This window comes from Martelella sp., from assembly GCF_984369615.1.
This window is the reverse complement of sequence record NZ_CFHTCS010000295.1, coordinates 1-5553: the sequence shown is the minus strand read 5'-3', so window position 1 is coordinate 5553 and position 5553 is coordinate 1. Positions and strand designations below refer to the sequence as shown.

The following is a 5553-nucleotide window of genomic DNA, read 5'->3' as shown; positions in this document are numbered from 1 at the left end:
CGCGATGACGGCGCGCGGGCAGGTGCGGTCTTCGGTTGAACGCGGCGACGGCGAAGATGCGGGGCGCTGGCGTCTCTCATTCCGCATCGGCAATCGCCGCTGGCGGCTGACCGTGCGCCAGGATGGCATGATCGAAGACGACGAGTTCAGCATCGTCACCTCCGGCGGGCGCTCGCTCTGAGCGCTATTCCGGGCGGCCGGTTTTCTTGTGCGAGGGCTGGTCGTCGGCATCGGGATCTGCCGGCTCGCCGCTATCGTCGCGGCTTTCCGTTCCCAGCCAGGCCCGGTCCAACTCGTGCAGAAAGCAGGGCGGGGACGACACCTCCACCGCGCCTTCGTTCGACTGATCCGTCTCGGCGCGGCGGCCGCTCCTTTCCGCGATGACGGCCGCGAGGACCCGCGCATGATTGATGCATGCGTCGCGGGCGGCGTAGAGCAATGTCACGGTGTCTTTCTCGCTCCGCGCGCAAAGTTCATCAAGCGCGGCATTCTCCGCAAGCTCCGTGCGATAACGCCGTTGAAAATCCTCCCACCGGTCTTCTCTATGCGCGAACCATTTGCGTAATTCGCCTGAGGGCGCGACCTCCTTGGCCCAGAGGTCGATGCGGGCCTTGTCCTTCGCAAGGCCGCGCGGCCAGAGCCGGTCGACGAGAACGCGCAGGCCATCCGCCTTGTCGGGTTCGTCATAGACCCGTTTGATCTTCACCGGCATCGTGCTGTCTCCCTCCCTTGTGATGCCCCGCAACTGCAAATCAGCGGTCGGGCTTGAAAGTCGCCGCGTGTCGGACTATCGTTGACCATATCAATGTCCAATGGCGGGCATTCCATCGCAAAGCTGCGGATCTGAGAACCGTTTCCTTCAAGGGAGCGCTTCGACCGATGCCGCGGCTTTTTTGTTTTCATTTTAGACAGCGAGGAAAGCCGATGCCACCCCGGCCTGTGATCCATTCTGCGCGTCATCTCCGGTTCCCGTCAATCGTTAGTCCTTGTCAGAACGGAGGACGGCGATGGGTGTAGAGACCGTCAAAAGCGTCTGTCCCTATTGCGGCGTCGGCTGCGGCGTGGTGCTTGATGTCGAGGGCGGGCGGATTATCCGACTTTCCGGCGATAGAGAGCATCCGGCCAATCGCGGGCGGCTCTGCACCAAGGGCAAGACCGCGCATGAGGCGATCGCGTCGGCGGGACGTCTCGAAACCGCACTGGTCCGGACGGATGCGGATGTTGCGCCCGCGATCACGTCTGTCGAGGCCGCGATCGCCGAGACAGCGAAGCGCTTGCGCGCCATTGCCGATGAACACGGCCCCGACGCCATTGCGCTCTATGTCTCCGGCCAGATGTCGATGGAGGCGCAGTATCTCGCCAACAAGCTCGCCAAGGGGTTTTTGCGCACCCGCCATATCGAATCCAATTCGAGGCTCTGCATGGCCAGCGCCGGTTCCGGCTACAAACTGTCGCTGGGCGCGGATGCGCCGCCGGGGTCCTATGACGATATCGAGAGAGCCGGTCTGTTTCTGGTGATCGGCTCGAACATGGCCGATTGCCACCCGATCCTGTTCCTGCGGATGATGGACAGGGTGAGAGAAGGCGCGAAGCTGGTGGTTGTCGATCCGCGCCGTACCGCCACGGCCGAGAAAGCCGATCTGCATCTCGCGCCGAAACCCGGAACCGATCTCGCTCTGCTGAACGGCCTCCTGCATCTGATCGTCGAGGCGGGCGGCATCGATCAGGCCTTTATCGAGGCCCACACCGAGGGTTGGGCCGAAATGCCCACATTCCTCGCCGACTATCCGCCGGAGCGGGTCGCGGCGATCACCGGTCTCAAGGTCGAGGACATCAGGGACGCGGCCGATATGCTGCGCGCCGCCGGTGAATTCATGACGTTCTGGACCATGGGGCTCAATCAGTCCGTGCAGGGCACGTTCAACACCAATGCGATCTGCAATCTGCATCTGGCCACGGGCAAGATCTGTCGCCCCGGCAGCGGGCCGTTCTCGCTGACGGGACAGCCGAATGCCATGGGCGGACGCGAGATGGGCTATATGGGGCCCGGCCTTCCGGGGCAGCGTTCGGCGCTGGTAGCCGAGGATCGGCGCTTTTGCGAAGAGCAATGGGGGCTTGAGCCCGGAACGATCCGCGCCGAGGAAGGCACCGGCACCATCGCCATGTTCGAGGCGATGGCGGCGGGCGCGATCAGGGCCGCCTGGATCATCTGCACCAATCCGGTGGCAAGCGTCGCCAACCGCAAGACGGTGACGGCGGCTCTCGAACGCGCCGAATTCGTGGTGGTCCAGGATGCCTATGCCGAAACCGAAACCACGCCCTATGCCGATATCCTTCTGCCGGCGGCAGTCTCCTTTGAGGCCGATGGCGTCATGGTCAACTCCGAGCGCAACATGGCGCTGACGGCCGCCGCCGCGAAGGCGCCGGGCGAGGCCCTGCCGGACTGGCAGATCATTGCGAAAGTCGCCTGTGCCATGGGCTATGAGAAGGCCTTCAGCTATGAGAGTGCCGAAGAGGTGTTCAAGGAAATCCGGCGGTTTTCCAATCCCGCGACCGGCTACGATATTTCCGGCGTCACGCATGAACGACTGCGGGAAGGCAGCATCCAGTGGCCGGCATCCGAGGCTGGGCAAGCCACGACGCGCAACCCGATTCGCTACCGCGCGCCTGACGGAGGGGTGAAATTCGCCACCGAAAGCGGCCGGGCGAAGTTCTGGCCGCGGCCGCATGCCGGTCCGCGCGAAATGCCGGATGGCGTTTACCCGTTCATTCTCAACACCGGCCGGCTGCAACACCAGTGGCACACGATGACCAAGACCGGCAAGGTCGCCCGGCTGAACAAGCTCAACGCCGCGCCGTTCGTCGAGATCAATCCGGCCGATGCTGCGGCGCTCGGGATCGGAGACAATGACCGGGTGTCCGTCACCTCGCGCCATGGCAGAGCGATACTGCCTGCCATCGTCACCGACAGGGTTTCGCCGGGCGCGCTGTTTGCGCCGTTTCACTGGAACGACGTGTTCGGCGATGGTCTGGCGGTGAATGCAGTGACCGGCAATGCCGTCGATCCGATATCGCTGCAGCCGGAGTTCAAGGTGACGGCGGTGGCACTCGCCCGCGTCGCGGCGGCCAAGCCCGATGCGCCGGTGGTTGCGCGGGGCAAGGCCGAGGCCGTGCCGGTGTTGGCGGAAGGCAAGGGCACCCAGCCGGACGCGGACCCATCAAGGCCCGGTGTCTCCGTGTTCTTCGCCTCGCAGACGGGGACTGCCGAAATGGCGGCCGTCGACCTTTGCGACGCGCTCGGCGCGGCGGGTTACCGCGCGGCGTTGTGCCCGCTCGACGCGGTCTCGCTGGGTGATCTGGCGACACAAGACCCTGTGCTCTTCATCGTCAGCACCTTCGGCGATGGCGATCCGCCCGATCATGCGACCGATTTCTGGGCGGCGCTCTTGCGCGAGGATGCGCCGCGACTGGATGGCCTGCGTTACGCCGTGGTGGCGATGGGCGACAGTTCCTATGATCAATTCTGTGGCTTCGGCCGGAAGCTGGACGCCCGGCTCGAAGCGCTCGGCGCGGCGCGTCTGGCGGCCTGCCGCACGCTGGATGCGGGCGAGGAGGGGGACGCGGTTTCAGCGGCGATGGCCGCTCTTTCCGGGCGTTCGAATGGCGCGGCGGCCTCGGCTGAAACCGCCGTCCGATCCAATGGGAGGAAACCGCCACAGACCGTTGCGGCCAGGCTCAGCGTCAACCGGCTGCTGAGCGGTTCCGGCAGCGCCAAGGAGGTGCGCCAGTTCGGCTTCCGGGTCGATGGCGCGGCGGATTACGAGGTGGGCGATGCGCTTTCCATCATGCCGCGCAACTGCCCCGAGCTTGTCGATGAAATCCTGACCTCTCTGCAATTGCCGGCGGAAACGCCGATTTCCGGCATCAATGGCCACGATATCGGCATTGGCGAGGCATTGCGCGATCATTTCGAGATCGGCCAGCCGCATCCGGATTTCCTCAAATGGTGGGCGGATTTCAGCGGGCATGAAACGCTGAAGGCGCTGACAAGTTCGGCCGACCGGAAAGCTCTCAATGACTGGCTGTGGGGTCGGCAAATTGCCGATATTGTCGCCATCGCGCCGAAACCCGTTGCCGGGCAGGCGTTCTGCGATCACCTGAAAAAGCTGCAGCCGCGGCTCTATTCGATTGCCTCCAGCCCGAAGGCGAGCCCGGACGAAATCCACCTGACGGTTTCGGTGCTGCGCCATGCCCGTCACGGAAAGAGCCGCAAGGGCGTCGCCTCAGCGTTTCTGGCGGACAGGGCGGCGGCGGAGCCCGTGCGCGTTTCGGTAAAGAAGCAGGCGCATTTCCGCCCACCGACCGATCCCGAAACACCGGCGATCATGGTCGGGCCGGGCACCGGCATCGCGCCGTTCCGCGCCTTTTTGCAGGACCGGGAGGCGGCGGGCGCGGGCGGGCCGAACTGGCTGTTCTTCGGCGAGCAATCGCGCGACAGCGGCTATTATTATCGCGACGAGATCGAGTCCTGGCTGAAGGGCGGGTTGCTGACCCGCTTCGACACCGCCTTTTCGCGCGACCAGGCGGAGAAGATCTATGTCCAGCACCGCATGGCGGAAAACGGCCGCGAAATCTGGAAGTGGCTGCAGGAGGGCGCGCATTTCTATGTCTGCGGCGATGCAAGCCGTATGGCGAAGGATGTGGATGCAGCACTTCGGGCGATTGCCGAGACCCATGGCGGGCTTTCGCAAGCGGCCGCCGAAGGCTACGTTAAGACGCTCATCAGGGAAAAACGTTATATGCGCGATGTCTATTGACCGTTTTGCGGAAGCCGCCTCATGAACACCAGTGATCTCGCGATCCTTGTCATCGATGAAAACGCGATCCGCGCCGCCATCATCCGGGACGGCCTGCTTAAGGCCGGCCACCATAATGTGACGGTGGTGGAGGAACTGGTCGGCGTTGCCCGCACGATCGAGCGGCTGTCGCCGGATGTGATCGTGATCGATATCGAAAATCCGAACCGCGACATGCTCGAAAGCCTGTTCGTGCTGTCGCGCACGGTGAAGAAGCCGATCGCGATGTTCGTCGACCGGTCCGATGCCGAAACCATCCACGCCGCCGTGGAGGCCGGGGTTTCGGCCTATGTCGTCGACGGGCTGAAGCAGGAGCGGGTCAAGCCGATCCTCGACATGGCGATTTCCCGGTTCAACGCGTTTTCGCGCATGGCGCAGGAGCTGGAGGCGGCGAAGAGCCAGCTCGAAAACCGCAAGGTGGTCGACCGCGCCAAGGCGCTTTTGATGAAATCGCGCGGCATGGATGAGGAAAAGGCCTATGCGCTGCTGCGGCGCACGGCGATGGATCAGAACCGCAAGATTGTCGATGTGGCGCAAAGCCTGATCATGACGTTCGAGATGCTGGAGAGATAGAGATGCAGGACCTTTCAATCGGATTTGTGCCGCTTCTCGACAGCGCCATCGTTCTGGCGGCGGAGGCCAAGGGCTTTTTCATCGAGGAAGGGCTCAAGGTCCGCCTCACGCGGGAAACCTCGTG

The 5553-nt window shown here is 63.9% G+C and carries 5 protein-coding genes; 4 read left to right on the top strand and 1 reads right to left on the bottom strand.

What is annotated here, in order from left to right; genetic code table 11:
* On the top strand, positions 1 to 181 hold a 181-nt coding region (locus AC5DC2_RS18565; RefSeq protein ID WP_491699538.1), incomplete at its 5' end, for a DUF6522 family protein.
* Positions 182 to 184: 3 nt separating this feature from the next.
* Here the strand turns inward: AC5DC2_RS18565 and AC5DC2_RS18560 are convergent.
* Positions 185 to 712, bottom strand: a complete 528-nt coding sequence (locus AC5DC2_RS18560; RefSeq protein WP_491699537.1) for a DUF488 domain-containing protein — start codon at positions 710 to 712, stop codon at positions 185 to 187.
* A gap of 295 nt (positions 713 to 1007) precedes the next feature.
* Here AC5DC2_RS18560 and AC5DC2_RS18555 point away from each other — a divergent pair, with 295 nt between their 5' ends.
* From AC5DC2_RS18555 to AC5DC2_RS18545, 3 genes are all read left to right on the top strand, one after another.
* Positions 1008 to 4817, top strand: a complete 3810-nt coding sequence (locus AC5DC2_RS18555) for a bifunctional nitrate reductase/sulfite reductase flavoprotein subunit alpha (protein ID WP_491699536.1) — start codon at positions 1008 to 1010, stop codon at positions 4815 to 4817.
* A 21-nt stretch (positions 4818 to 4838) separates the two neighbouring features.
* Complete coding sequence (locus AC5DC2_RS18550) at positions 4839 to 5429, top strand: ANTAR domain-containing response regulator (RefSeq protein ID WP_200336689.1); 591 nt, start codon at positions 4839 to 4841, stop codon at positions 5427 to 5429.
* Between the two features lie 2 nt (positions 5430 to 5431).
* Positions 5432 to 5553, top strand: a 122-nt coding sequence (locus tag AC5DC2_RS18545; protein WP_491699539.1) for an ABC transporter substrate-binding protein, incomplete at its 3' end; no start/stop codon positions are given.